Origin of the sequence: Paenibacillus sp. FSL R5-0517, from assembly GCF_037974355.1 — a bacterium.
Lineage (GTDB): Bacteria > Bacillota > Bacilli > Paenibacillales > Paenibacillaceae > Paenibacillus.
The window spans coordinates 1,832,446-1,855,169 of record NZ_CP150235.1 but is presented as its reverse complement, the minus strand read 5'-3'; the positions used below and the strand labels follow the sequence as shown (position 1 = coordinate 1,855,169).

At 47.8% G+C, this 22,724-nt stretch carries 20 protein-coding genes; 5 read left to right on the top strand and 15 right to left on the bottom strand.

The features are described 5' to 3' along the window. The first annotated feature begins 4 nt into the window (after window positions 1-4). Window positions 5-1,357, top strand: a complete 1,353-nt coding sequence (locus tag MKX40_RS08335; protein ID WP_339240741.1) for a M56 family metallopeptidase — start codon at window positions 5-7, stop codon at window positions 1,355-1,357. A gap of 77 nt (window positions 1,358-1,434) precedes the next feature. Here MKX40_RS08335 and MKX40_RS08330 read toward each other — a convergent pair whose 3' ends face one another. From MKX40_RS08330 to MKX40_RS08315, 4 genes are all read right to left on the bottom strand, one after another. Next, a complete protein-coding gene (locus tag MKX40_RS08330) occupies window positions 1,435-2,166 on the bottom strand; it encodes a YdcF family protein (protein ID WP_339240739.1) in 732 nt (243 codons plus the stop codon). Between the two features lie 53 nt (window positions 2,167-2,219). Further along, a complete protein-coding gene (locus MKX40_RS08325; protein ID WP_223868836.1) occupies window positions 2,220-2,768 on the bottom strand; it encodes a nucleotidyltransferase family protein in 549 nt (182 codons plus the stop codon). A gap of 213 nt (window positions 2,769-2,981) precedes the next feature. After that, on the bottom strand, window positions 2,982-3,839 hold the full coding sequence (locus MKX40_RS08320; RefSeq protein WP_339240737.1) for a DMT family transporter: 858 nt from the start codon (window positions 3,837-3,839) through the stop codon (window positions 2,982-2,984). A gap of 42 nt (window positions 3,840-3,881) precedes the next feature. After that, window positions 3,882-4,847, bottom strand: a complete 966-nt coding sequence (locus MKX40_RS08315) for a metallophosphoesterase family protein (protein ID WP_339240736.1) — start codon at window positions 4,845-4,847, stop codon at window positions 3,882-3,884. A gap of 354 nt (window positions 4,848-5,201) precedes the next feature. Between MKX40_RS08315 and MKX40_RS08310 the strand changes: the two genes are divergently transcribed. The 3 genes from MKX40_RS08310 (at window position 5,202) to MKX40_RS08300 (ending at window position 7,776) form a co-directional block, all read left to right on the top strand. Further along, window positions 5,202-5,972, top strand: coding sequence for a DeoR/GlpR family DNA-binding transcription regulator (locus MKX40_RS08310; protein WP_339240735.1), 771 nt, complete (start codon window positions 5,202-5,204; stop codon window positions 5,970-5,972). Between the two features lie 78 nt (window positions 5,973-6,050). Next, a complete protein-coding gene (locus MKX40_RS08305; RefSeq protein ID WP_339240734.1) occupies window positions 6,051-6,581 on the top strand; it encodes a TetR/AcrR family transcriptional regulator in 531 nt (176 codons plus the stop codon). 88 nt (window positions 6,582-6,669) lie between these two features. Further along, complete coding sequence (locus MKX40_RS08300) at window positions 6,670-7,776, top strand: MFS transporter (protein ID WP_339240733.1); 1,107 nt, start codon at window positions 6,670-6,672, stop codon at window positions 7,774-7,776. A 27-nt stretch (window positions 7,777-7,803) separates the two neighbouring features. Here MKX40_RS08300 and MKX40_RS08295 read toward each other — a convergent pair whose 3' ends face one another. Both MKX40_RS08295 and MKX40_RS08290 read right to left on the bottom strand, forming a co-directional pair. Next, window positions 7,804-8,412, bottom strand: a complete 609-nt coding sequence (locus MKX40_RS08295; RefSeq protein ID WP_339240732.1) for a DUF1349 domain-containing protein — start codon at window positions 8,410-8,412, stop codon at window positions 7,804-7,806. A 94-nt stretch (window positions 8,413-8,506) separates the two neighbouring features. Beyond that, entirely contained in the window at window positions 8,507-9,049 is a 543-nt protein-coding gene (locus MKX40_RS08290) for a hypothetical protein (RefSeq protein WP_339240729.1), read from the bottom strand. A 108-nt stretch (window positions 9,050-9,157) separates the two neighbouring features. On the opposite strand from MKX40_RS08290, the gene MKX40_RS08285 reads away from it, so the two are divergent. Next, window positions 9,158-9,424 carry a hypothetical protein gene (locus MKX40_RS08285; protein ID WP_339240728.1) on the top strand — a complete coding sequence of 89 codons (267 nt, stop codon included), beginning with the start codon at window positions 9,158-9,160 and terminating at the stop codon, window positions 9,422-9,424. A gap of 142 nt (window positions 9,425-9,566) precedes the next feature. Here the strand turns inward: MKX40_RS08285 and MKX40_RS08280 are convergent, their stop codons facing one another. The 9 genes from MKX40_RS08280 to MKX40_RS08240 all read right to left on the bottom strand — a co-directional run bounded on the left by MKX40_RS08280 (window position 9,567) and on the right by MKX40_RS08240 (window position 22,467). Next, the gene (locus tag MKX40_RS08280; RefSeq protein WP_339240727.1) at window positions 9,567-10,577 is read right to left on the bottom strand and encodes a carbohydrate ABC transporter permease; all 1,011 of its coding nucleotides are present in this window, start codon (window positions 10,575-10,577) and stop codon (window positions 9,567-9,569) included. A gap of 28 nt (window positions 10,578-10,605) precedes the next feature. Continuing rightward, window positions 10,606-11,505, bottom strand: coding sequence for a sugar ABC transporter permease (locus MKX40_RS08275; protein WP_339240725.1), 900 nt, complete (start codon window positions 11,503-11,505; stop codon window positions 10,606-10,608). Continuing rightward, window positions 11,502-14,087 (bottom strand): DUF5696 domain-containing protein, encoded by a 2,586-nt coding sequence (locus tag MKX40_RS08270; RefSeq protein ID WP_339240724.1) that lies wholly within the window; start codon window positions 14,085-14,087, stop codon window positions 11,502-11,504. The genes MKX40_RS08275 and MKX40_RS08270 overlap by 4 nt, the downstream gene beginning before the upstream one ends. Window positions 14,088-14,101: 14 nt before the next feature. After that, window positions 14,102-14,722 carry a YIP1 family protein gene (locus tag MKX40_RS08265; RefSeq protein ID WP_339240723.1) on the bottom strand — a complete coding sequence of 207 codons (621 nt, stop codon included), beginning with the start codon at window positions 14,720-14,722 and terminating at the stop codon, window positions 14,102-14,104. Further along, on the bottom strand, window positions 14,703-16,169 hold the full coding sequence (locus tag MKX40_RS08260) for an NHL repeat-containing protein (protein ID WP_339240721.1): 1,467 nt from the start codon (window positions 16,167-16,169) through the stop codon (window positions 14,703-14,705). Before MKX40_RS08260 ends, MKX40_RS08265 begins: the two co-directional genes overlap by 20 nt. Window positions 16,170-16,180: 11 nt before the next feature. Beyond that, on the bottom strand, window positions 16,181-17,044 hold the full coding sequence (locus MKX40_RS08255; protein ID WP_017689719.1) for a carbohydrate ABC transporter permease: 864 nt from the start codon (window positions 17,042-17,044) through the stop codon (window positions 16,181-16,183). Window positions 17,045-17,047: 3 nt separating this feature from the next. Further along, a complete protein-coding gene (locus MKX40_RS08250) occupies window positions 17,048-17,959 on the bottom strand; it encodes a sugar ABC transporter permease (protein WP_091032984.1) in 912 nt (303 codons plus the stop codon). A 75-nt stretch (window positions 17,960-18,034) separates the two neighbouring features. Further along, window positions 18,035-20,959 (bottom strand): extracellular solute-binding protein, encoded by a 2,925-nt coding sequence (locus MKX40_RS08245; protein ID WP_339240720.1) that lies wholly within the window; start codon window positions 20,957-20,959, stop codon window positions 18,035-18,037. A gap of 125 nt (window positions 20,960-21,084) precedes the next feature. Beyond that, complete coding sequence (locus MKX40_RS08240; protein ID WP_339240719.1) at window positions 21,085-22,467, bottom strand: extracellular solute-binding protein; 1,383 nt, start codon at window positions 22,465-22,467, stop codon at window positions 21,085-21,087. Window positions 22,468-22,724: the final 257 nt, after the last annotated feature.

Genomic DNA, 22,724 nt, shown 5'->3' with positions numbered 1-22,724 from the left:
GATCATGAACATCTTTTTTGAAATTCTGTGCAGCCTGACCGTGGCTGGAAGTATCGTTGCCATATGTATGTTGACTCTGCGACTCATACCTGTATCTGTTTTTCCGACCAAGTGGCTCTACAGACTCGGTAAAATGGCTCTCTTGTTCTATCTGCTCCCGGTATCCCTTGGCCTTTCATGGCTTTTGGGTTTTGCATTCCCTCCTACATCAACTGTACCGAGTATGGAGCATGCAACATCTACAAGCTTACTTGCAGGGACATTTATCTCGGCACAAACCATTTCTGTAACTACAGCCTGGTCCCTGTTATGCATATGGGGCATTGGCGTCATCGGTTTTTCTGCATGGCAGGTGTACTGTTATCGGAGATTTTTGAATGAACTATCACGCACACGTACACCAGTTCTCTATGATAGTGAAGCCGCTATACAGCTGCCATTGATCAAAGAGACTTTGGGTATCCAACGCAATATCACGCTTGCTCACAGCACGGCAGTACGGAGCCCTATACTGGTCGGCTTGTTTAAACCAACAATATATCTTCCACCCGAAAATACGGTAAAGATGGACATCAAGATGGTGATTCATCATGAGTTGGTACATCTGAAACATCAAGATCTGTGGGTCAAAGCTCTGACCTTGGGGGTTAGTGCCCTGCACTGGTTCAATCCCCTGATTCATATAATTCGCCGGGACATTCATACCTGGAGCGAATTAGCCTGTGATGAAGATGTGGTGAAAGAGATGTCCCACGAAGAACGAAGACAATATGGTGAGACAATTTTAAATGTGATGGCTGGAACCAAGAATATGCCTGCTCAATTTTGTTCATCCCTGTCGGGTGAAGGCAAACAATTAAAAAGGAGATTGATGAACATGTTTAACGTGAAGAAACTGAACAAGAAACACTGGATGTTAAGTATGGGGGCCCTATTGCTTATTACAGGAGTAAGTACATCCACCGCAGTATGGGCATCAAACCATACGGTTAAAGTAGAGGCCAAAGCTACTGAAGCCGTGCCTGTTCCTACCGTATCTGAAACTCCTGAAATCGCAGCTTCTCCATCTAAATCCGGAATTTCTGAAGCTGTAACTGCTCCCGCTGCTTCCAAAACGCCTGAAATCGTGGCTATCCCTGAAGATGAAGTTTCAGAAAATATACCAGCTCCTTCGACTACTGAACCCTCTGAAGTTCAAGTTGTAGAACCAGCCACAGTTCCTTCTCCTGCTGGATCTTCTGAGATGGTAGCCCTCCCTTCCGAGGCTGCAACCGTTCCTTCTCCTGCCTCATCTTCTGAGATGGTAGCGCCTGCGGATCAGATTTCTGAAGCTGTACTTGTTCCTTCAGAGAAGTAACACAACGTTAAGGAACAAGTACACCCATATATGCAAAAGGACGAAGCATAAGTATTACGCTTCGTCCTTTTTGCATATTAGATAAACGTTTTGATCGTAGCAAAATATTCACGGATCATGTTGACCGGCTTCAAATATCCCGGTGACGGGGCCGATATACCGTATTCTGCCGCGTACCCGTTCTTGGCAGCGATATATTTGGAACGGAACATATGATAATCACTGGTGACAATCATGATCTCGGGGTGCTCCAATCCGGATTCATGAATGATTTTTTTGGAAAAGGCCAGATTCTCCTGTGTACTCGTCGAGCGATCTTCCATAATGACTTGGGCGGGGTTAATCCCCTGTTCAATCAGATAGTTTTTCATGGCAAGCGCTTCGGGAATCGATTCCCCGGGTCCCTGTCCACCCGATACAATGACCGGCGTCTGAGGGTGACTGCGAATGTAGTCCAGACTGGCATCTAACCTTTGCTTGAGGGTCAATGACAATTCCGTTCCCCGAATGCCTGAACCCAGAATAATGACATAGTCCGCTTCTTCCGGATCATTCGCACTAAGCTGTGTGAACACAAGTGCTTCAACAATGACAAAGGAGACGGCAACCACACCAAATCCGGTAAGGATAATCCGTTTCAGAATAACATGCTTCTGATAGTCAATCCGTCTTAGCACGATAAAAGCCACCGTGATCATTCCGAAAAACATGACCGCAAACCTCTGGCCCCAAAAGACCAGAAAAGCTACAAAACATGCCAACAGGACAAGATCAATGATCAGTCCATTTTTCTGTAAGAACTTTTTCATCAATTCCGTAGACACTCCTTCTTGTACCTGCACTTCCGCAAATCACTTATCTTTCAGTCTGTTATTATCGTTAGTTTGGGCCACTGTTGTTGCCAGCACTTCTTCTGTACGCGTTGATTATAATAATCAGCATCCGTGAAGAACGGGCTTCGACGAACCATTAACGCATACAGATCATACAGACCATGAGGAGCGCAGATGTTAACCCGATCTTCTTCATCCAACTGTACGCCTATGGCAGTCACAATCTCTGGCCAATAGCGAAGAGCATCTTCAGTAGAAAGATAAGGATCTGTGCCATTGCGCAGATGCATTCTGGCCTGATTTTTGACCGACCACTTGGCATTGCCTGTCAACTCACGAAGCTGACACTCCAACTGTATGTCTCGTTCCTCTCGCAGATCTTGCGCATCGTAATAGACAACATCAATATCACTATGCAGCTCTCGAACAGCATATCCATGAAGAACATCCCAGATATAATTGCGAATATATCCTGCACCTATGTAACATTGTGGCAAATGGAGACCTCGGACTCTCCGCAGGTCATGCATTAATTGCTCGTGCTCCGCAATTGCCCGGATGAATTTCTCCTCATGCAACAAGTGGTCCTTCTCTTTACTCCCGATGCTCTACTCACTCCCTCAATCTATTCTACCTGCTTACTCTGCCTGCATCCAATATATCATGTTTGGGTGTCTCCGATAAAATGAACAAATCCCCTCAGGCGGTCACCTAAGTGTCATCTGAACAGATGCATCTTAAGGTCATTCACCTGAGGGGATTGCATGAAGAAATCTGATTCATTTTTTTAGTCAGCCCCACATCCCAATTAGCAAAATGCCTGCAAAAATAACGACGGAACAGAGAATACGCTTTTTCCCCTGCTGTTCTTTCAGCAGTAAAATACCGAGGAAGGCTGCAAATATCGTTCCTACTTCCCGAAGGGGACCCAGTCTTGCCATCGGTGCCTGCTGTAACGCAAACAGAAACAACAGATACGAGCCCGGATTCAGTAACGCGCCAAGCATAATGGTCGATCGATTCACCTTCCACTCCTGACGCAGTTGACGAGAAGCCAGCAACGCAGGGGTTAAACCGGCGACAAAACCAATGTTGGTCACTTCAAGTAATGATAAGGGTGAGATATGTTCCAGATTCAGCTTATCCACGAACACGTAACTGGTTGTACATAAACCTACACATAAAGCCATCAAAACCGGCTTCAATCCCGTTACACGCGAGCCCGTATTAACATCTCTGCTTCCGGCACCACTGAGCACCGTAAATCCGCCGAGCATACACGCAATGCCGATCCAGCCGTACAATGATAAGGTTTCGCCCAGAAAAGTAACTCCGATTAGAGGTACCAATAAGGTGCTCGTTCCCCGCATAATCGGATAGATCTGAGATAGATCGCCGAGTTCGTAGGTCTGAGACAACAGCCAAGAGTACAATGCCTGCAAGCCCATCGACAGAATCAGTAGCGCATAGGCTGCCATGGATAAGGGTTCACGTGCCAATTCCACAATGAGTACAGGAAGCAATAGAATCGTTGGAATCATCATGATGGACCACAAAAACACACTTTTATTCAGACTGCGCTTGGTAAACATGCTCCAGACGGCATGAGCCATCCCGGAAGCCAGTACCAGCATTATAGGTAAAATCATAATCAAAACGTTCCTCTCTACTCCATTACTCTTTTATATAATCTATTGTGCTGAAGCGCTCCCAGGTTGATGTTCTGGCTGCTCCTTCACGACAGAGCCGTCTTCCAGACGAAGCCATGTATCAAAGCTGCGTTGTCCCGCCTTCATCTGAATGATGCGTCCTCCGCGCAGCATGCCTTCCCTTCCATATGTACTGTGCCCACTCGAACGCCCGTAGCAGAGACGAATGCCATGGTAATTCCCGTGAAAATCATTCACATGATCATGTCCGCAAAAGGTTCCCATCACATCGCCCATCTCCAGCAGTGCAGAGAACAGCCCCGAGTTCACTTGGGCAGAACAGACAGGCTCGTACTTGCTGCCATAACAGATCTGCGTGTCCCACATGGACTGGTATTCAGGAATCGGGATATGAAAAAACGCCAAGGCGGGTAGCTTATCTCCGCGGCTGCGGCCGGGATTGACGCGTATGGATTCAGACATCAGCCACTGGATCTGATTGGGCTGAATCCAGTCATAGCCGGGAATAGACTCAACTGTGGAATAACTCCCTGAATCGAGGAAATACAATACTGCAGCCGGACTCCCATTCGGATCGGCTACCTCTAGCGTGTAATTGCTCATCCCTGCAATCTGGCTTGGACCAGGCTCTGTCACGTTATACTCATGCTCCTGAATGACATCCATTAATCCATCGGGAGTAATCCGATTTTCCGTATCGTGATTGCCGTACACAAATGCCCACGGAATGCCACACTCTTCCACAACTGCTACGGCCTCACGGAAAGCCTGCTCCGGATGCTCACATGCCTTTTTCCCCTGATCTACCGGCCCCGTATAGATCACATCCCCTGTAAACACAACCAGATCGGGTTGTTCCGCTTGAACAACGGTATTCATTAACTTCCGGGTTCTGATATCCTCAGGACGACCGTCTTTCCAGTGCAGATCTGTAAACTGCACAATTTTAAACGTTCCATCTTTTTGAAAAGTCAGCTGTCGCTTCACTCTTTTGACCCCCTCATTAGTAAGTAAAAATACATGTTATATAATTATGATCTCGTTACACTCCGTATGTTGTTTCTTGTGACATTATGTTGTTTTATATGATCTTATCTTCACATGATAGTACTGTCAATACATCATTAACTTCATCATCACATCTCTGTCCCATGTTCTTGGATAACAAAATAATCAAGATCCTAGACGGTGCAGATTTATTTCTTTTAAAGTACATATTCGGCAAATTGACAAGCTTTGCTTGACCTTTTAAACTATATAAATCAACATAAATCCACAAGACTACACGAATTATAAATTTAAAATACATATGTATACGCAATACAGGAGGTTCGACAACGTATGTCTCTAACGTACGAAGAGCGCAAAAACACTATTCTTACTCGTTTGGCTACCCAAGGGAAAGTTCAGGTTCAGGCTTTGGCAGATCTGTTTCAGGTATCTACAGAAACCATACGACGTGATCTGGATCGACTCGAAAAGGAAGGCGAATTGCGTAAAGTCTATGGCGGAGCTGTTCGTGTACGTTCAGGAATGATCGAAGCCCCTTTTCAAAAGCGTGCGCAGCTTCAGATGAGTGAGAAACAGCGCATCGGCATAGCAGCTGCCGCTCTGATTGAAGATGGTGAAACCGTGATGTTGGACAATGGCACAACAACACTGGAGATCATGCGTCAACTAAGAAATCGTTCACAGGTGACTGTCATCACCAACTCAGTTCCAATCCTCACCTGTGCGCTGGAAGGTTTTGCAGGTAAAATCATTTTTGCTGGAGGTGAAATCAATTCAGCGGTACAAGCTTCCACGGGGCCAGTCACACATGAATTGCTGAGTCAGTTCAAAGTAAACAAAGCATTCATCTCTGCCGGCGGTGTTTCGTTAATGGATGGTGTAACAGACTATTTGCTGGAAGAAGCACTTGTTTCCCGCAGAATGATGGAACGAGCAGAAGAGTCCATTTTGGTAGCCGATCACACCAAATTTGGTCGATCCACGTTTGCACAGATCTCCCCCATGAATCACGTATCAATGGTCATTACAGACTCCGAATGTTCGACAGAATGGATTGAGGCCCTACATCAAATGGAGATTGAAACGGTTCACACGATTTGACAGTGTGAGCCATTTTTTATACGTTTATAAGGTATAATGATCGTTCTATCCTATTTTCAAGAGAGGACATTCCTGATTATGAGCAGCAAAAAAGAAATGCTTTTGAACGTGGCTGAAGAATTATTTTATCTGCATGGCTTCCACTCCATTGGATTGAAGCGAATTATCACAGATGCCGGGATCGCCATCATGACGTTATATAACCACTTTGAATCCAAGGATGACCTTATCGTTCAGGTGCTCCTCCGGCGCGAACAGCGTTATTTGGAACAGTTAAGGCAATATGCAAACAATAAAGAACAACCCATGTTTCTCAATCTGGCTGAAGGACATGCAACTTGGTTGAAAGAACACGAGTCAAGAGGTTGCTTGTTCTTACGCGCCAAAGAAGAATTCGGAGGTCATGCAGACCATATCATCGTCCAGACAGTGAATGCACATAAAAGACATATGCGAACGTTAATCCAAACATTGGCGCCTGCTGCAAGTGATCAAGATCTGATACGATTTGCCCTGCTGCTGGAGGGTTCTACGGCACTTGCTGAGACAGAAAATGTAAATGACGTCTGCCGAGAATTGATCCATATGACGCAAACCAGTTTCAAGTAGTCCTATTCCGGGTGAGTTAGTAGTTCAACTCACTTTTTTATTTAAGTGAAAATATAATGATCGTTCTATCTAAAAGGCGGTGGATTTTATGAAAAAAATTATCTTTCCAGGCATTGCACTTATCGCTGTATGTTATGCATTCGGGCGATTCAGTTATGGATTGTTTATGCCGGAAATTTCGGAAGCCTTACACTTGAATGACGCAGCCTCTGGGGCGATTAACTCTGGAACGTATATTGCCTATTGTCTGTCCCTTCTAACGGCACCCCTGTTGATTAATCACAAGGGGCACCATTATGTCATTCAATTGGCAGGCATCAGCGCAGTGCTCGGATTAACCGGCATTGCCCTGTCTCAGAATGCATGGGTTCTTGCATTTAGTGTATTTCTAGCCGGTTTAAGTACAGGCTGGGCCTCTCCGGCACTTGGTAACACGGTTAATGCGGAACTTGCACCGGATCTGCAAGCCAGAGGCAACAGCTGGATTAATACAGGGACCAGCTTCGGAATTGTTATATCCGGTCCACTCTACTGGCTGTTCACGGATTACTGGCGTCTAACCTACATCCTGTTTGCCGTGATCGGTGTTGTAGTTCTGCTGTGGAACAGACGTGTCATTCCGGCAACCAAGACACTGCCTTGTACCAAGTCGCTCTGGACATGTATGAAACCAACCAGACCCGGGTCTGCTCTTCTGATGGCTTGTCTGTTAACAGGTGTTAGTTCCGCAATCTACTGGACCTTTGCCCGAAACTTCCTCACGGACGAGAAAGGGGCCTCCGATTCGGAAGCCGTGTTGTTCTGGATTGTGATGGGGGTTATGGGGATACTCGGTGGATGCGCCGGACGCATTATTGAACGTATTGAGATTGGGTGGTCCTACCGGATAGGTATACTTTTATTGGCTATCTCGCTGGGGGTAATCCTGCTTCCATCCATGGCGGCAAGCCTGATCTCTGCGATCATATTTGGCAGCACATATATTTTCCTGACCAGTGTATTTATCGTTTGGGCAACGCGACTATTCAGTCCCAATGTATCCATCGGAATTAGTCTTGCCTTTCTCGCGCTGGGTGCTGGGCAATTCCTCGGTTCATCCATGGCAGGTTACACGATTGAAGTGTTCTCCAATACAACGGCATTTCTGGCCTTTGCTGTACTCGGCCTGTTCGGATTGTTAATTCGAGTGAAATAAATGACAGAACAACGTTCTGATCGTTTTTTATTCTACTCGGCGTACACTTCCGGTCAGTCCATGCTGAAGCCATACATCTGCAAAAGTAACTGTGGTCCCTTGCCCGATTGGGGATTGGGCCACGATGCCAACTTTGATCTCTTCGGGGCAATCAAGGCCAAAATAACGTACCAGTTTCCACTTCTCACCATCCTGGGAATAATGAAAAGCAAAGCTGCTGCCTGCACGAGCTACACGCAGATAAGGCTTGCTGACATCTACAGGGGATGATACACAATCATCCGAGTTACCACGGGTCACAACACTGAGAATGGACGGCTGTTCTTCAAAAAATTCAAAGCAGACTTTAGCCCAATTCGTATCGTCCACCATTACCATCAGACAGCCCGAGTCATACTGTTCTTTCATGTCCACCTGTACTTGAGTGACGATGCTGAAATCTCCCTTGATTATCGTATGTAAAAATGGAGCTGAGGCTTTCACCGGGTCACCTCCCGGATCAATGAAAAAGTCACTGACTGGCGAAACGGTTATCGTTACTTTGCCGTCTTCAATGGACCAATCTGCTGGCTCGTTCAGCCATCCCAGGTTGGCAGATAATGTCTGACCTGAACAATGTTCGAATAGATTCGTCATGTGGCACACCCTTTGTGTTGGAGTTTAAGCTGACTCATTTCTCTATTTGTATTCGGTATGTCTTATGGTTAATCCTGTATCCATCCCCGTTATCTTACACCCGTGTGTACGATTGGATGAACCGCTCGTCCCACACTTGCACCTCAATATAACGTTCCGGCCCCTTATCGCCCTGACGGTTCCATTCCTGAGGCCAACCATAGGTTTGGATCACTTCGATGATTTCATCTTTGGTATAAATCTGCTTACGATAAGGTTTAGCATCGTCAAACCTCATCGTTGGAAACAAGTCCCCGTAGGTAAAACTCACAACATCGACAGGAAGATCACCCCACGGAATGAGCACATGATCAGGTTCTGAATACCAGGACGACAACCATTCACATGCGCCAAGCGTCAGGTAATGGGGATATGATTGCAACGGCTTTCCACCTTTGGCAACAAACTGCTCATAAGCTCTATGCTCAAGCATTCTGCGAATGGCCATGTAATCTGCGGATCGCCGACTGGCAAAGTTCCTTCCCTGAAGACGGATCTGCTGAGTTACTGCTTCTGCTTCATCCGCAGACAGGCTGGAGAGATTTCTGAAAGGACCAAGACTTTGTTCAAAATAATGATAGGCATTCCAGTCGTTCAACCCTTCCACTCCCTTCATTATTAATAAGGTAATTTTATCCATAATATGATAAACTGGACATACGAGATTACTACAATGATATGAATTACAACAGGAGGAGATCAACCTATGTTTGGTGTTAACGTAAAAAAAATAGAAGATCAACTGGTCATCCGCTGGCAGTTCTCCAAAATCGAAATCCCCATCGCACATATCTCATCGGTCACTCTGGATGATACGTACGGTGGCAGCGAACCATCCGCCATTCGGATCGGTCCGGTTAATGGCACAAGCGAGAGGATTCTGATCCGTACGGTTAATCAATCATATATCTTATTCACGAACAGTGTGAATTTATATCCCAATATCCGAGATATGCTACAACCGGCAAACTAGATTTTGGTTCGAAACAGATTATAATGTTTCTCCAAAGGACAGCTCCATTTACATATGTACCCCACCAGAAAGAAGCGTGAGTATTCGCATGAATTGTTACAGCGAATACCCACGCTTCTTTCATCTCAATTCAACGCTCCCCTTAACCCACTACACCTGAGCGCTCAATGCTCTCCACGAAATAACGCTGCACAAACAGATACAAAATAATCAGCGGTGCAATCGCCAGCAAAATACCTGTGTCCACAATCATGGCCACATAGTTCGGATCGGCCTTAATGCCCGAGTTAGAACCAAAGCCCATCAGTTGCGGAATCAACTGGTTCGCCTGAGCAGGCAAGGAAGCCACCTTCAGTGAAATCAGTGGACTTTCACTCATGAATAATGCCGAATAGAACGTATCGTTGTACTGCCACACAAAGGAGAACAGAATGACCGTAATCAGTGGTGAGATGGCATTGGGCAACATGATACGGGCAAACGTCTTGAATCCGCCAGCGCCGTCAATCAGGGCGGCCTCCTCGATCTCCTTCGGCATGCCCTTGAAGAACTGCCGGAAAATATAGATGAACAACCCCGCCTTCAGCCCTCCCGCTGTTGCCGCCGTAATCACGGAAGGCCAATACGTATTCAGCAGATTAATGCCATTCTTTCCGGTAAACAACTGGATGATGCCCATAAAGTCAAAGCTGCGGAAATGCAGATACATCGGCACCATGAGTGTGCTTGTTGGCACCAGAATGGTGAGAATGACCAGGACAAAGAGCACATTGCTACCTGGAAAAGAAAACCGAGCAAAGCCGTATCCGGCAAGTGCACAGGATATGGCTGTCAGAAGCGTTGTGATGGTAACGAACAATAACGTGTTTGCCAGCAGAGGCAGGTAATCCATCACTTGTGCCGCAAGCCGGATATTATCCAATGTAACGTGCTGAGGAATCATATAGATCGTTGGATTGTAGATATCCTGCTTATCCTTGAACGCCACTGACACTTTGAGAAATAACGGGTATAAAATAATAAATGAAATACCAATGACCAAAGCATATCTGAATATGGAATAGAGAAGGTCCGATGTCTTGTTTCGCACCCGCTGCATGTGGTAATTCTGCTTCGGAACTACCACCATGCGATCTGTCCCTGATGCAGCCATAATCTGAAACCTCCCTCAATGTGAACTGTCAGTTGTAATGAACACGCCGTGACAGTGCCCAGCCCACTACGATCAGTACAAGGCCAATCACCAGCGTATACAGCCAGGACATCGCCGAGCTTAAGCCAAAGTTCTGGGTTTTGAATGCGGTCTGATAGATCGCCTGCGTGACCGGACTTCCGGCAAAGGAATCAATGATTGTATAGATGACATTTGTCAGAATCAATGGACTGACCATGGGAAATGTTATTTTCCAGAACGATTCATAGGCTGTCGCCCCTTCGATCTTCGCAACCTCATACATTGATCCCGGTACCGATTGCAGCGCGGCGAGGAAGATCAGAATCTGCACACCCGAACTGCTAATAATCTCATAGATCCGCATGATGGCTTCAACGATGTAATCCACATAGGCCATTGGCAATCCCACATCCGCCAGCATCCGCACAATGGATACCACATTGAACGAGGCACCACCATCAGCGGCCGCATCGCCAGCACTTGCATCCCCCATTAGATTGATTAATCCCGCAGACTCTGCTGCTGCAACTGCACTGGAAGCCAGAATAACCGGCAGAAAGAAGATCGCACGTGCCATCGTCCTACCTCTGAACTTCTGGTTAAGCAGTGTTGCTGTAAACAGACTGAAGAACAGAATCATCGGCACATTCAGCAACATCGCTCCTACGGAATCCACCAGAATCCGGTTGTATGTAGCATCAACCAGAAGCGCATCCTTGAAATTTTTGAATCCAACAAAGTCCAGAACGTATCCTCCCGGAGCAACGGACAGATTACTCAGACTGAACCGAATCGATTGCAGGAGCGGTGTGGCAAAGAGGAAGATGAAACCGAGCAGCCACGGCGAAATAAATGCAAGTCCAAGCAGCGCTCTCCGTGACTTCAGTGATAATCGAATGGTTCTCATCGGTTCACTCCTCCCACCACATAGTCCGTCCCGCCAACCGTCGTTCCATCCACAGTTACTGCATCCGCATTGTAATTCACAATAATGGTTGTACCGCCAGTATAGGTGACTCGGACCACACCTTCCTGAATGCGTTCATGTCTGAGGATCTTCTCATTCACCACATCTCCCAGTACGTCTTCGGCCTGCTTATACAAAGCAATGGCGTCATCCACCCAATAACTGTACTCCGTTGCGTAGGCCGAATCATAATTCGTCAGCTTCAGCCTGGATGATGGTTCATAGGTCCATTGGAAATACGGAGCTGCTCCAAGCTCCAAGCTTCGCAGCAACTGTTTGCGGAGATCCTGATCCCCCGACATGTTCATTGGAGATGCCGTATAGTTCATGTATCCATGAATGACCATCGTATAAAAAGGAACTTCTTCATCGGTAATATTGAACCGACTTGACCCTGCGGGTACATTTACAACATGTTGTGCGCTACCCCAAGCGTAGCTATTCGCTGCGGATACCATCAGGTTCGGATAGGACTGTGCCAACATGCCCAGCTGCTCCTTCACTATGTTTTTTGCCGTCTCCCGATGAATCACCCGACTATCCCGGTAATCCGAAGTCAGGACCTGCCCCAGATCACGAAGGGATAATCCACCGAGGTCCAGTTGATTGAATTGATCAGTAAACTCACTCACCACATAAGGAAGCTTGGCCGCTGAGAGCAGATAATAGCTGTCCTTACTCTGATCCATACGATTAAGCGCAGAGTTGTATGGATACAGTTCTGCTGTCTCCTTAGTAACAAACCGCGCCGCATCCGAGGAAGGAGCAAAACGCATATCATCGTGATAAATATGCTGGAAAGCCACATCCGGGTACAAAGCTCCACCCGACTGCTCCAGCTTAGTTGACAATGCCTGAAGTTCGGAACGACTGCCTACTTCCTTGTCCAACTTCACCTGGGTTGGCGTATGATGGCTGACACCACCGCCGAACCATCCCTGATACCGCATTTGTACACGGTTCACACCATTCTGCTGTAACTTCGCTGCCATTTCAATGGCCTGTTCGTACGTCGTCATAGCTAAAGTGGTCCGATAGGGTACGCTAAGGAACGAAGCCTTTTTGTCCACTGCACCAAGCACATCTACATAAAACGGCAACGCTGTCTTTTCCGCGAGGGGTTTCAGCACATCCTGTTCTATTAACTGCTGTTGATACAGGCGGGCCATTCCCGAGTAACTGGCATCTTCTCCATGAAGGAAATGATAGCGGACCTGAATGTCTCCACGGTAAGGCTCTTCGCCAAGCAGCTGAATCTCCTGCATTTTCTGCGAGGTGTACATCTCCAGTTCATCCTCACCCCGCAACGAGAAGGTTGCATGCACATGGTTGTAGCTGTTCTGTCTGCCTCCAATATCCGCGGAGATACTGGCTATGCCGTCCCCTTTTTCAATGACTGCAAACCACGCATTCTCCCCGTTCTTCAGACCAAACACAGGCATATGCGCGGATTCACTAACCTGAGGACGACTGAGCGAATTATCATTCGGGTCTGCACCATAGACACGCTGTACATACTGCTCTTCCTGGGTTTTCCCGTTGTTCAGGTGGATCAGACTACCCGAACCGTCAGGTACCAGCATGTAGCCTTCACCTTTCGTATCCGCAGCACCAAAATAAGCGAGCAAATCAATATTTCGGATACGGTATTGCCCACTTTCCTCTATCTGACTCAGAGGCACGGTCACAACAAGCGCCCCTTGATCCAATCGGTATTCCACAGAAATCACGAAGCTTGGCTTATCCGATACGCCTCCGCCTTCGACTCCATTCTCATGATTGTCAAAAGCGAGATCGTCCGCCGTGTAACCTGCCGTCTCAAATGCACTCAACATCTTGTTCAGCACAAGCTGCTTCGAAATCTGTCCATCCAGCCGTTCCAGAATATCCGGATTGTTCTTGGTTGGATAATAACGGGCAGATGTGTATCTAGCGACAGAAGCGTCCAGCTTGGAAAGAACCTTCTCCTCCAGTCGCTGTTTGCTAATCAACTTCGGCAATGCATCAATCCCAAGTGATGTATCACCAAGTGTATAGTTGACACGAATCCCTTGATCGATCTGGCCCACTGTGAATTGTTTGTTGCTTATACTCGAACTGAAATTTGGAAAGTTCTCCAAAGTGCCCATCGAATCCCGGAAAGACACGTTCAACTGGGAGGACAGCACTTCTTTCTCATACGCAGAAGCAAGACCATCCTCAGCCCGTTCTTTCGGGTTGCTGTACCAGACCTCTCCACTTTTCCCGTCACGTACTGCAATTTCCGTTGTCTCCTCGTTATAGTACAGAGCCAAGCCCTGATCTTCGGCGACCAATTGCATACCAGGCACCCCCTGCGAAGAGTCGACAAGGAACTTCAATGGTTCCTCCGTGACAGGCATAGCTCTGGTTGTTGTGTCCAGATAAGCCGCAGCTTCTACGGCAGGAATGCCCCTGTTGTTTATATACATCAGCCCGGCTGCAATCATGATTACAGCTGCACCACCAGCCAGCACCGTATATAGTCGTTGCCTTTGGTTCACGGATGCCGCCTCCTTTAGGTCCGAAAAATCAACTCGCGGTAAATGTTATAACCGAATTCGTACAGCTGTTGCAGCATGCTGAAGACAAGTGCGCCAAGGAATACAATAATACCCATCACAATGAGTGTCAGCACCATCGTAACGATCGTTTTAACCACCGTGTACTGGTGTACCGTCATCATGCCAATGAACAGAAGCAGTACAAACCAGAAAAACGCGATGCTATTGAACAGGTAATAAAAAGCAGTCTCCTCCTGCACCATGAACCGGCTAATCACGATCATCGGGGCATAGACCAGAATAACCGGAATGAGCGAGTAACCTGTTGCCAGCACGATTTCCCTGAACTTGCCTTCCCCTTCCATCAAGGTTGTTACTGCCCAATTGGCCATACACCATAGAAAGAAAGGCACCGCAACTGTGGCAATCTCAATGATGCTGTTAATCGTGCGAGGGTCAATGTAATTGACGAGAAATCCCGCATACTGCTTTTGCAGAATCATCATGATAATGGTAAGCGCGAGTGCTGCCAAAGCAACAAACAGCCGTCCCCGGTTATCCGACTTGAGGTCCCAGAATGCATCAATGGGGTGAAAAATGAGATGCAGCGGAAACTTAATGAAATCCTGCTTCACGATCGACCTGCCTCCTCCGTCTCCATTTAGCCGCCACCCGGGTCAGGATCAGAATGACAATCAGCGCAATCACAGCGGTCAGGAATGTACCAAAATGTTCCTTCATCATCTCTCGCCGATGCCTCTTGAACGCGACAGAATAACTCTTGCGATCCATCCCAAGTTCGAAGTAACCCAGCGCCTCCTCGTTTTTCTTCTCCATTAATAAGGACTTGCCGATGCCGATATAGGCGATGTCATAGTTGGCATTCAACTTAAGCACTTCTCTCCATATATTCACGGCTTCCGTGTCCTCGCCTCGATAGTGGAGTGCGACCGCTTCATTCACACGGGAACCAAAACGGCTTGGCTCGTAGACAACAAGATTGTTCTTCCCCCGGTCCAGAACCAAGTGGTGCTCACCCGATTGTTCAATCGCAACTGGCGTTTTGAGCGTGCCCACCTGATTTCCTTTGCCACCATATATGTAGAGCAGATGACCTTCATCGTCGTACGTGAACACCCGATTCTGTGTCGCATCCAGTACACTGTACATGCCATCGCCGAGCACTTTCACATCAATCAGTTTGGATGGACCGGGATTGTTACGGAACCGGATATCGCCTTTGACGTCGTAATAACCAAACCGCTTCAGTACATCTTCGCCAGACGGATTCAGCCGTTTGATCGGTTCATTCGAGCCTGGATCAATATTCGTCGCATACACGAATCCTTTGGGGTCAATATCCGCATTCGAGAACTCTGTTGGCACAAACAGAACCATCTGTGCACGCTGGGCTTTGGTGGATAACATGCGCCAGATATATTCGCCGTAGTCCCGCTCCACTTTGTTGGTACCGACGTATCCGATAAATGTCCCACTCTCGTCAAACTGCATAATGCCTTCGTAGACCCCTTGTGCCACAACATATACGCGACCTACATGATCAACCGTCAGTTTCAAGGGCTGGAACTGGAATTGGGTCGACAGGATATCCGACTCCGGCTCGGTTATGATATGAAGCAGCCTCCCTTCTCCATCCAAAACAACCACTCGACTGTTTCCCGTATCGGCGATGTATATGTGTTCTTCTTCATTCACGAACAATCCGCCCGGAAGATTAAAGCTCTCTTTGCTGCCCTCTGTCATGAATCCATCGATAACGCGCAGCAACTTAAATTCCGGGTCCAATACGACAATTCGATTGTTGCCACTATCCAAAATGTAGATCAACCCGGACGGAGAAACGTTCACATCACCGGGGTCTTTGAACTCACTAATGCCGAGGTCACGGCCTGAAATGGTGCGCTTGGGCAGATAGGCATCTGGTGAAGGAACAGCCTCTTTCCAGTAGTTGTAGTTATAACTCTCATACGGCGCCGGGGAGGCCGCCGCAGGCACGGCATTCACCAGCAGCAGAGATACTGCCGCCAGGAGAACAAGCCATCTTTTCACTGTGCGTGCCATATCGTTCCCCCTTAATCCTTCATGCCCGAGCTCGCCATCGTCTCAATGATTCGGCTCTGAGAGAAAATAAATAGCGTGATCGGCACACTCATCAAAATCAGTGCTACCGCAGCACCTGCTCCTGCCCGGGATATTCCGCCCTGAATAATCTGACCTGCTGCATAATGCAGGGTCTTGAGCTGCTCGCTGTAGATGTACCCATTGCCATCACTGCCCCATAACATCTGGAACAGCAGAATGATCAATGTAAGCCAGGCTGGCTTCACATTGGGCATGACAATGGACCAGAAGATCCGGTATTCACTGGCACCATCAATCTTGGCCGCTTCCAGCAGTGCATCCGGGATCTGCTCCATGAACTGTTTCATCAGATATAACCCAAGTGAATAGGCAAATGCCGGAATAATAACAGCCCAGTACGTGTCAATCCATCCGAGCCATGACATGATCATATAGTTCGGAATGGCCGTAACTGCCGGTGTGAACATCAGTGATAGTACGACCACTTGGAACATGAATACTTTGCCTGGAAACTTGTGCTTCGCAAGCGGGTAGGCGGCTGCGGAAGCCAGAAGCACATGACCTACAATTCCGATACCTGTAATAAATACCGTGTTGAATATATAGCGTGAAAACGGCACCCACGAGTCACTCAGCAGATTCAGCAGATCTGTAAAGTTGCTGAATGTGGGATTTTTGACAAACAGCGTTGGCGGAAAGGTGAAAATCTCATCCAATGGTTTGAATGCATTGTTGATCGCATAGATCAGCGGCAGCACCATGAAGGCACCAAATACGAGCAGAAGGGCAAACAGGGAGAGGCTTCCCGATAGCGAGCGATTCACTCGCTTTTTGCCTGTTGCAATTGCAGCCATAGGTTATTCTCCCACCCTTCGAAGCAGTTTCTGTACCAGCAAGTTGGTGCCCACCATGATCATGAACAGCACGGTCGCAATCGCCGATGCGTATCCCATCTCAAACCGCGTTGTACCAAAGTCGATCAAGTGGGTGACCACCGTCTCTGCCGCATAGTTCACGCTTGGGAACCCGGCCAGTGCAATCGACACATCAGCCACGGCAAACGAAGTTGTGAGCTGAATGACCGCGCCGAACATGAGCTGTGGACGCATCGAAGGCAAGGTAATGTACCACAGCTCCTGCCAGCGATTTTTGATCCCATCCACCGCGCCCGCTTCATATAACGTCCGGTCCACCGTCTGCAAACCCGCGATAAATGCCAGAAATCCGGTTCCCAGACTCAGCCACAACTGCACGAGAATGAGGATGGGCATAATATAGGCTTCCGTCTTCAGCCACTGGATCGGTTCCAGCAGAAAACCCCATTTGATCAACAGCCCATTGGCAATACCATAACGATCTCCCGAGAATATCATGAGCCAGATAAAATACACATTGCCCGAGATGGAGGGCGCGTAGAAGATCAACGTCATGAACGCTCTCCATTTCGGTGTTAACTCATTAATGATCCACGCGAAGACGAAACAGGCAATATAACTGATTGGCCCGGTAATAATGGCGAACAACAACGTATTCTTGATCGCAATCAGGAATACATCATCCTCCAGAAACAGGCGGGTGTAGTTCTGCCAGCCAATAAACCGCGGAAATTCCAGCATATTAAAGTAGGTGAAGCTGAGTATGATCGAGATGACAACCGGAATCACGGTAAACATGACGAACAGCAGCATATAAGGTGCAAGCAGAACATAGGAATGTTTGCTGGCCTTCATTTCCTGGAGCTTCCAGCTCCACCACGATTTCATGCCCATCCTTGACGCTTTCTCAGGAGGACTGTTTTGTCCGTCTCGGAGTGATATTTGTGGCACGATTAACCCTCCCTCTGCTTACGGAAGACCAAATTCATTACGCTTCACTCGAATCTCGTCCTGAATATATTGGGTATAATCCATGATGGATTCCCTGGCTTCCACTTGGCCAACAACGGTTTTGTAAAATGCATTGAATAGATGGCGGCCTGTAAAATAACCACCAGGTACTTCGGGAATACCCTTCACTGTTTCAAATTGCGCCTTCAGATTGGCGTAATCCTCGGCAGGCCACGGCAGGGAATCCAGTGCCTTGATGTTGGCCGTTGGATAACGAGCCGCTGCGCCCATCAGACCTTCCATCTCCCGTCCGAATTCCGCCTGAATCGGTGCACTGGTCCACCATTTCATGAACGCCCACGCCGCATCCTGATCCTTGGCACCCTCCAGCATCATGACTGCACTGCCTCCACCCGGTACGTCCCGATTCAAGGTTCCATCCGCCTGAACGGTTCCCGGGACAGGAACGAATCCCCATAATCCCCGAATCTCTGGTGCAAATACGGACAGCTGGTTGTACATGGTGTAATCCGTTAGCCCAATAGGCATCTGTCCTGTCCGGAAACGGTTGGCAAAATCATATTCCCGTTCCAGCTTGTAATCGGTATAGAACTCTGTCCATCGCTTAAAGGTCTCAATCCCGATCCGGGAATCCAGATCCGATTCCTTGTCATCATTCCTATAGAAGGCGCCTCCGTTCTGAAGCAGCATTGTGGCATACTGCGAGTTCGGTGGAATATTGACCCCCTGCATATTGGCCTGGGTTACAACCGGCATGCCAAATTCCATATGGTTTTTGCTCAGAATCGCGAGCAGAGCCTCAACATCCTCCCAGTTCTGAGGTACTTCAAGTCCCAGTTCTTCGAGCACATCCTTACGGTAAAACAGCATGTTAAAGGTCTGCGTCTCCGGCAAGGCATATACGCCTGAGTCATAGGCATACGGTACGATTGCACTTTCCCTGAACTCCTGCCCTACGGTGCCATAGTCACTGAATTGCGTCAGATCTACAGCCGAATTCCGCATGGCAAAATTCACGGGCAGATCATTGCCGATCTGCATGGCAATATCGGGTCCTTCGCCCGACAAGGTCGCTGGCAGCAAGGTTCCCATGTTGACCAGCTTCAAGTTCACGTTAATGCCACTGTCTGGTGTAAATGTCTTGTCAATCATCGCCTTCATCGTATTCGCCTGGTCCCGCCCGCTGCCAATCCAGACGGTTACGGTGCGCTGATCTTCTGATGTAGCTACATTGCCGATCTGGTTATAATCAATGAAGAACGAATGATAGAATATCTTCGCTTCATGACCGAGCTTGGCAATTGGCCCCATGCCTGTACCGGGAATATCTTGGTCGATGGAAGTGACGTACAGGGCGTCGATCTCAAGGGGCTGCTCTCGTGCCTGCTGCACCCATGTGCCGAGACCCCCTGTGTTGGTTTTGTATGCTCCAAGCCTTCTTGGTATGGTATTTGGCTTGTCAATCATCTCGTCCAGTTGCTGCGCCATCGTCTTGATCAGTGCTTCCTGATCGCTGGACTGTCCTGATAGAAGACGAAGCTGTGCGGCCACGTCTTTGAGTCGTTTACTCTCCCCACTGAACACTTCCAGCAGGTTCGGGATCTGCTGTTCCACCCGATAATCCCGGAATTCATCGGGCTTGGTACCTGTAATCATCAGAATGCGCCGGTACATGGAGTTCAAGTTGTACAGACTGTCCTCCACATTTCGGATGAGGGGCGCAAAATCACCCAGGCTGTTCTCCAGCCGCAGCACATGTTTTCCTTTTTCCAATTGAAACTTGTATGCTTCCTTGCCACCCATGACGTCAATGCGATAGTCACTTTGATAACGAAAAGGCGCTTGGGCCATCTCTGCGAACGGAACTTCACCGTCAATGGTCAGTTTGCGAGTAGAATAGATGCCTTTGACAAAATTCTGCTGTGCGGTAAAACCGATATGATACAGTCCGCTCTCCGGCACATCCACTTCCCATTCAATCCATTGTCCTGGCAGACGCCAGTTAAAGCCACCAATCGTATTGATGCGTACCTGGGAAGCACTGTAAGGAGATACTGCAGAACTTGACCTTTCGTTCGTCGGGTATAACGTAGGTGAAGATTTGGCAATAGCGGCTTCTCCTTCAATGCGAATAAGGACATCCTTCGGCTGCCCGGAGGAATCCGACTGTTGTGCCCCCGCAGTCTCTGCGTAAGGAACGGCTGTCTTCTCATTGAAAAGGCGTATGGACCGAATCACCATGGGTTCACGCGAAGATTTTAGCGTTAGGGTGTGTTCCCCTTTTTCCAAATAAAACTTGAATGGAGCCTGCTCGTACCCGTCGGAGTCCTGAAACGTTTCTTCCATCCAGCGTGGTTGCTCTACTTGTCTCGGACGAAGGTCATTGCCTTGATTGTCCTGCTCCACAACATCTTTCTCATTGGCCCATACCCGATCAAACTGCAAATAGGCGGCTTCCGCAAAAGGAAGTTCACCGTCAATGTACAATGCACGTTCAATAGCTGAGCTCTTGCCTTCAACGGGATAATAGATTGCGGACAGGTTATACAGCCCGGTCTCCGGCACGTTAATGGTCCAATCGACTTGTCCGGTCTCTCCGGTATGGAGAGATACACCATCCATTCCCTCATAATTAGTGAGTTTGCGGACGTCTTCACCTTCGGCTCTTATGTAATCTCCCGCTTCAATGGTGATGTCCACACTTGGCTGCGAAGCCTGGTCTGTTCCAGAGCGATACTGTTCGTATCCCTTCTTCTGCCGGGTCTGCTGCAAGATCGCATCCACTTCAATGGCAGGCAGACTGCCAGGTGGAACGTCTGCACTCTCATCAGCGCCGGAAGTTACATATAGAATGATGCAAGCTGCCGCCACGATGATCACTGTGGAGAATATCCATGTCTTACGTTGTAGAATTCCAGCCATCCTGCGAGTCCTCCTCATCAAGGCTGATGCCAGCAAAGCCGATTTGGTGGTTCAGGAAAAAGGGGCTCCGTGCAACATTGCCGACACGAGCCCCTGCCTGAATCGTTTGCTGGTGATAAGTGTTGTTATTGTTTGCCGAGTTTATCAATGGCAGCTTGTGCCTGTGCTTTGTATTTCTCAGCTGTTGCTGTGACGGAAGCATTGTCCTTGATGATATCGTTCACAAAATCCCCGAAAGGGTATCCCGTGTAGGCATCATCCAGCAAGATACGGCCTGTTCCAGCGATGTGCTCGCGAATGATGGCAATATCCTTCTCGTCGGTATAACGACTTTCCAGATAGTCCTGACCTGGATACTCTTCGATCTGCGGGATGTCGAAGGTCTCTTCATAGATTTGGTAGACGATCTTTGGATCCTCCACACCTTTTGGAATGAATTTTGCCGATGCCGCGTTGTTTGCATACGTTACCTCTTTGCTGCCCTGTGGCCCATTCGGAATGGGTACAACACCGACAGCAAAGGTGAGATCGCCCAACTGCCATTCAGCAGCAGTGAACAGAGCAACGTCTCCATCCTTAAAAGTGTTGCTCTCCTCCCAGTTGGTTTTGTCACCGGTTTTGACCTTCACGACGTTTTCCACGTTATACAGGCGTTTAACGAATTCGGTTGCTTCAATCGTTTTCGGATCAGATAATCCTTCCTTGCTATTGGCATCATCCACGATGGTTCCACCATTTGCAGCGGTAAAATGGCGAACGACATCAAGGGCCCAGCCAGAAAATCCATATACATCTGTTTTGCCGTCATTATTGGTATCTTTGGTTGCCTGCTTGGCGAGTTCCATGAATTTGTCCCAATCCCATTCGCCCTGGTTATACAATTCTTGTGGATCAGGTAATGACAGTTTCTTGAACAAGTCTCGGTTATAGTGAAGTCCCAGACCAATGCTGGTTGGTGATTCGAAGGCATATTCATTGCCTGCAATAGCAGGAAACTTTGTGATCAGGTTTGCTTCCTGGTTGATGTTGTTCTCAGGTGTAGTGAATTCGGAGAGGGGCAACAGTTGCCCTTTGAGGATGGCGGGTAGTGCGGATTTGTATTCCATCTGAACGATGTCGGCGAATGGTTCGCCGGCCAGTGCAGACGTGGTAAATTTGTTCATGTATTCTTCGAAAGGTACGTTGACGAACTCCAGTTTTACGTTGTATTTCTTCTCGACCTCTGCAATTTTATCGAGTCTGGCCTTATCGGAGGCGGTCTCTCCCGCCGGTTTCAGATCCCACCAGGCAGCAACCTTGATGACACGTCCACCCAGATCAGGCACATTTGCCACAGCTTCTTCCACTACGTCCTCTTTCTCTGTTTCAGCGACTTCGGTGCTGTTACCTGAGTTCGTTGTTCCCTCTGTTTCGCTTCCCGTCTGTGCTGTCCCCCCACCACTGCAAGCGGATACAAAAAGCATCACGGCCAATAACATCAGAGGTACAACATTCCATCTTCTAATCATGTTTTTAACAACCTCCCCGAATGTGTATACCAATCATGGTTCACCCTAAATCGCTAACCCCACTCAGAAACCAATCAAAAAATAAACAATCACCACCATTTGTTATTTTATCGTTTGTTTTTGACAAACAAAATTTAACACAGCAAAATGTAAGCGTCAACATTTTTATTGTTAACATTTTCTATTTATTCTGATAAAATGCTGATAATATGGTTAAAACCCTGTTTTTACACTTACTAAAATCCTTGTTCCTAAGT